The 5631-nt window shown below is 71.1% G+C and carries 4 protein-coding genes; all 4 read left to right on the top strand.

What is annotated here, in order from left to right; all coding sequences use genetic code 11:
- The first annotated feature begins 241 nt into the window (after positions 1-241).
- Entirely contained in the window at positions 242-1114 is an 873-nt protein-coding gene (locus tag AB0M52_RS29545; protein ID WP_363960543.1) for a DUF559 domain-containing protein, read from the top strand.
- Between the two features lie 132 nt (positions 1115-1246).
- Positions 1247-2497 carry a phosphoribosylamine--glycine ligase gene (purD, locus tag AB0M52_RS29550; RefSeq protein WP_363960546.1) on the top strand — a complete coding sequence of 417 codons (1251 nt, stop codon included), beginning with the start codon at positions 1247-1249 and terminating at the stop codon, positions 2495-2497.
- Between the two features lie 191 nt (positions 2498-2688).
- Positions 2689-3321, top strand: coding sequence for a hypothetical protein (locus AB0M52_RS29555; RefSeq protein ID WP_363960549.1), 633 nt, complete (start codon positions 2689-2691; stop codon positions 3319-3321).
- 166 nt (positions 3322-3487) lie between these two features.
- Positions 3488-5631: hypothetical protein (locus AB0M52_RS29560; protein WP_363960552.1), on the top strand; the 2144-nt coding region annotated here is incomplete at its 3' end.

The raw sequence follows: 5631 nt of genomic DNA on the forward strand, positions 1-5631 counted from the left end.
ATGCAGTCAACACCCATGTGGCTGTCGCTGCTCATCGTCGCCCTGGTCGTCGGCCTGCCGTGGGCGGGTCACCCCGGCGCAGCAGTTCTCCAAACCGCCCGCCAACTTCATGATCAATCGACTGGCCTGGGCTCGTTGTCCACAGGGTTGTCCACAGGGGTCGCGCAAGGGTGGGGCGGGCGGCGATGGTCGAGGGCTTGTGGAGATGATTCGCGGGCTGGCGGCCAGGCAGGACGGGGTGGTGACCCGAGCTCAGGCGCTCGGGGCGGGGCTGGGTCGGCATGAGATCGATCATCTGGTGGCGATCGGTCGGTGGCGGTCCCTGGCTCGGGCGGTCTATCTGACCAGCGCTCGCGCCGCCGACGTGCCGCCTCGGCGGGCCCGGATCCGGGCGGCCGTGCTGTCGCTCGGCCCGCAGGCCCATGCCGTGCTGGGCACTGCTGCCGAGCTGCACCGGATCGCTGGTCTGCCGCCCACCGAGGAGATCCACGTCGCGCTACCCGGCCCCGCCGCAAGGCCGGCCAGGGTCCACGATCCGGCGGTAGTGGTCCATCAGCTCGGCCATCCGCCGGGCGCGGTGACGTCGGTCGCCGGAATCGCCGTGACCGATCCGATGTGCACGGTCGCGGGCATCCTGCTCCGCGCGCCCCGGTACACCGCGGTCGCCGTGCTGGACTCGGCGCTCAACCGGCAGTTGCTCACCCCTGACGACCTGGCCGCCGTGCCCGCACTGATCCGGGGGCGTCGGGGAGCGGTGGCTGCTCGGGGCTACCTGACCGAGGCGGACGGTCGGGCACAGTCGCCGTTGGAGACGCGTGCCCGGCTGCGGTGTGTCGATGGCGGCGTGCCCCCGGATGTGCTCCAACTGGAGGTACGCGACCACGACGGTTACCTGCTCGGCGTCGGTGACCTCGGCTGGCGCCGGGCCCGGCTGATCGCCGAGGCGGACGGCGGCGGTCCGCACGCCGCCCCGGAGGCACTCTTCGCTGATCGGCAACGGCAGAACCGCCTGGTCAACGCCGGCTGGACGGTCCTCCGCTTCACCTGGGCCGACACCCTCCGCCCCGACTACATCCCCTTCACCGTCCGCCAAGCCCTCACCGCCCACCGGTAACCCCTTCCACCTCACCCCACCACCGCGTGCCACCCCGTTGATCATGAAGTTGGCGGGCGTCCGGGAGATCGAACCGGCCGCTAACTTCATGATCAACGGGGTAGGTATCAGGGCTGGGTAGGATGCCGGGTTGTGCGGGTTCTTCTTGTGGGTGGTGGGGGGCGGGAGCACGCGCTCGCGTTGCGGCTTGCTGACGATCCGTCTCTTGAGCAGTTGGTTGCGGCACCCGGGAATCCGGGGATTGCCGAGGTGGCTGAGCTGCGGGACGTTGCGCCGGCCGATCCGGCGGCGGTGGCCGGGCTTGCGGTCGAGGTGGGTGCGGATCTGGTCGTGATCGGGCCGGAGGCGCCGCTGGTGGCCGGGGTCGCCGACGCGGTACGGGCCAAGGGCATCCCCGTGTTCGGGCCATCGGCCGAGGCGGCCCGGCTGGAAGGCTCCAAGACGTTCGCCAAGGACGTGATGACCGCCGCCGCCGTGCCCACCGCTCGCGCGTACACCTGCACCAACGAGTCGGGCACAGCTGCGGCCCTGGACGAGTTCGGCCCGCCGTACGTGGTGAAGAACGACGGGCTCGCCGCCGGCAAGGGCGTGGTGGTGACCGAGGACCGGGACGCCGCGCTGCGGCACGCCGCCGAGTGTGGCCGGGTGGTCGTCGAGGAGTACCTCGCCGGGCCCGAGGTCTCGCTGTTCGTGGTGACCGACGGCGAGGCGGCCGTGCCGTTGCTGCCGGCGCAGGACTTCAAGCGCGTCGGCGACGGTGACGCCGGTCCGAACACCGGCGGGATGGGCGCGTACGCGCCGCTGCCCTGGGCGCCGCCCGGCCTGGTCGACGAGGTCATCCGCGATGTGGTGCACCCGACCCTGGCCGAGATGCGCCGCCGGGGCACCCCGTTCGCCGGCCTGCTCTACGTCGGGCTGGCGATCACCGCCGACGGCCCCCGGGTGATCGAGTTCAACGCCCGCTTCGGTGACCCGGAGACCCAGGTGGTGCTCGCCCTGCTGGAGACGCCGCTGGCCGGGCTGCTGCACGCCGCCGCCACTGGCACGCTGGCCGAACACCCGCCGTTGCGCTGGCGCACCGGCGCCGCGGTGACCGTGGTGCTCGCCGCCGAGGGTTACCCGGCGCAGCCGCGTACCGGTGACGTGATCACCGGCGCGGACCGCCCGGGCGTCATCCACTCCGGCACCGCCCGCCGGGCCGCCGACGGCGCCTTGCTCTCCGCCGGTGGCCGGGTCCTCTGCGCCACCGCCACCGGCTCCGACCTGGCGGCCGCCCGGGGTGCGGCCTACCAGTTGGTACGCGGCATCACGCTGGCCGGCTCGCACCACCGCTCGGACATCGCCGCCGCAGCGGTCGACGGCCGCATCGCCGTACCCGACTGATCGCCCGGGACGAGCCTGCCCGGAACGCCGCGTGAGGCGACCGTCCCGCTGATCGCGGCCGATGTCGGCTGATCCCGGCCGGTCAGGCCAATGGGGATCGGCCGATCGGCCCGGGTGGGCGTTGACACCCCGTGTCACGATCATCGTGCCGGCGGCCGGTTAGAGCCACCGGGTACGGGGAGGAGGACGCGGTGACCGGATTTCTCGGCGCGGCGCTCAGTTTTCCCACCGTGCTGTTCAGCTTCCTGCTGGTGGTCGTCGTCGGCTACTGGCTGTTGGTGTTGACCGGGGTGCTGGATCTCGGCGACGACCTGGACGTCGACGGCGTACCGGGTACCTTCCTCGCCGGTCTCGGGCTCGGTGGTGTGCCCAGTGCCATCATCTTCTCCCTGCTCGTCGCGGTGGCCTGGTTTGTCAGCCTGGCCGGCACCGTGTTGCTCGACGGCCTCGGCCTCGGCGCGGGCACCCGGATCGCCGTCTCGGTGGGTGTCCTGCTGGCCGCCGCGGCCTGCGCGTGGCTGGTGACCCGGCTGGTCGCGGTGCCGTTGGGTCGGCTCTTCCCGACCGAGACGGACGCCACCCGGCACGCCTTCGTCGGCCGGCTGTGCGTCGTGCGCACCGGAACGGTCACCGCCGACTTCGGTCAGGCCGAGGTGACCGCGACCGACGGCTCGTCGGCGGTGGTGCAGATCCGGCAGCCGGGCGACGAGAAGATGCCGGCCGGCAGTTCCGCCCTGATCTACGACTACGACACCGAGGGCGAGTTCTTCTGGGTGATGCCCGCTGGGCCCGCCTTCGACCCCCTGAGACATGCCCCCGAGTGACCGCCCCTGGTGAACCCGCCGCGCGCGGTTCACCCCGACACCGACGGGCAGCCGGATCACCCCCCATCGCCGGCCCGCCCCACGCTGCCCCAGAGACACCTCGAAAGGAGGATGCGCGGCACCCCGCCGGCTCGTTCGCCGGCCGCGACCGACCGCGCGCCCAGCCATGGATGTCATCACCACCGGAATCGGTGTACTCCTCGCCGTCGTCCTGCTCATCGCGCTCGGCGTGGTGTTCATGGTCAGCCGGTTGTTCCGCAAGGTCGAGCAGGGCAAGGCGCTGATCGTCTCCAAGATCCGCCGGGTCGACGTGACCTTCACCGGCGCGGTCGTGCTGCCCGTGCTGCACAAGGCCGAGATCATGGACATCTCGGTAAAGACGATCGACATCGAACGGACCGGCAACGAGGGTCTGATCTGCCGGGACAACATCCGGGCCGACATCCGGATCACCTTCTTCGTCCGGGTCAACAAGACCATCGAGGACGTCATCAAGGTGGCCCAGGCGATCGGCACCGCGCGGGCCAGCGACCGGGAGACCTTGCAGGAGCTGTTCAACGCGAAGTTCTCCGAGGCGTTGAAGACGGTCGGTAAGCAGCTCGACTTCGTCGACCTCTACACCAAGCGCGACGAGTTCCGGGACCAGATCATCCGGGTCATCGGCACCGACCTCAACGGGTACAGCCTGGAGGACGCGGCGATCGACTTCCTGGAGCAGACGCCGATGGCGCAGCTCGACCCGGCGAACATCCTCGACGCCCAGGGCATCCGGAAGATCACTGAGCTGACCACGCAGGAGAACGTCCGGACCAACGAGTTCCGGCGCAGCGAGGAGAAGGAGATCACCCGCCAGAACGTCGACGCCAAGGAAGCGATCCTGGAGTTGGAGCGGCGGCAGGCGGATGCCGAGGCCAAGCAGCGCCGCGAGATCGAGACCGTGCGGGCCCGCGAGGAAGCCGAGATCACCCGGGTACGCGCCGAGGAGCGGCTGCGGGCCGAGACGGCGAACATCCGTACCGACGAGCAGTTGGGCGTCCAGCACGAGAACCGGGCCCGGGAGATCGCGGTCGCGGAGAAGAACCGCGAGCGGGTCATCGCCATCGAGACCGAGCGGATCGAGAAGGACCGCCTGCTGGAGGTCATTGGCCGGGATCGGGAGACCGAGCTGAGCACGATCGCCAAGGACAAGGAGGTCGAGGCGGAGAAGCGGGCCATCGCCGAGGTGATCCGGGAGCGGATCGCGGTGGAGAAGACCGTGGCCGAGCAGGAGGAGAACATCAAGCGGCTGCGGGTGGTCGAGGAGGCCGAGCGGACCCGCCAGGCGGTGATCATCCAGGCTGAGGCCGAGGCCCAGGAGAACCTGGTCAAGGACATCAAGGCGGCGGAGGCCGCCGAGGCGGCGGCGAAGTTCAAGGCCCGTGAGGAACTGGTGCTTGCCGAGGCCCGGCAGCAGGCCGCGGAGCTGGACACCCGGGCGAAGATCCGGCTGGCCGAGGGGATCCAGGCCGAATCGGCGGCGGCCGGCCTGGCCGAGGTGCAGGTCCAGGAGCGCAGCGCCGAGGCGATCGAGAAGGTCGGTCGGGCCGAGGTTGCCGTGGAGCGGGACAAGGCGCTGGCCGCCGCCGAGGCGGTGCGCGAGAAGCTGAAGGGCGAGGCCGAGGGCCTCACCGAGAAGGCCGCCGCGATGGCCGCGCTGGACGACGCGACCCGGGAGCACGAGGAGTACCGGCTGCGCCTGGAGCTGGAGAAGGAGGTCCGCCTGGCCGGGCTGGACACCCAGCGGCAGGTCGCCGAGGCGCAGGCCAAGCTGGTCAGCACCGGCCTGGAGAAGGCGAACATCGACATCGTCGGTGGGGACAGCGTCTTCTTCGACCGGCTGCTCAGCTCGATCTCGTTCGGCAAGAGCGTGGACGGCTTCGTGGCGCACTCGGACGTGGCGAAGAACCTGGCCCAGCCGTGGCTGGACGGCAGCGCCAGCTTCACCGACGACCTGGCCCGGATGGTCGGCTCGCTGAACAGCGCCGACGTGCAGAACCTCACCCTGTCGGCGTTCCTGATGCAGCAGATGCGCTCCGGCGGCGCGGACAAGGGCAAGCTCCAGGAACTGCTCAAGGCCGCGCAGCGCCTGGGCGTGGCGGAGACACCGGTCGCCGCCCTCACCGGCCCGCGGCAGCGCGCCGGTGAGCGGCTGGGTCGCGCCGACTGGCCGGCCGCCGCCCGGTTCCTCCGGGAGTACGTCGCCGTGCTGACCGGGCTGCGACCGAACCTGCTGCTCATCGGCGCGGGCGCGTTCGGCATGTACCTGGCGCT

The sequence above is a fragment of the Micromonospora sp. NPDC051296 genome (assembly GCF_040682255.1).
GTDB classification, from domain to species: domain Bacteria; phylum Actinomycetota; class Actinomycetes; order Mycobacteriales; family Micromonosporaceae; genus Micromonospora; species Micromonospora craterilacus.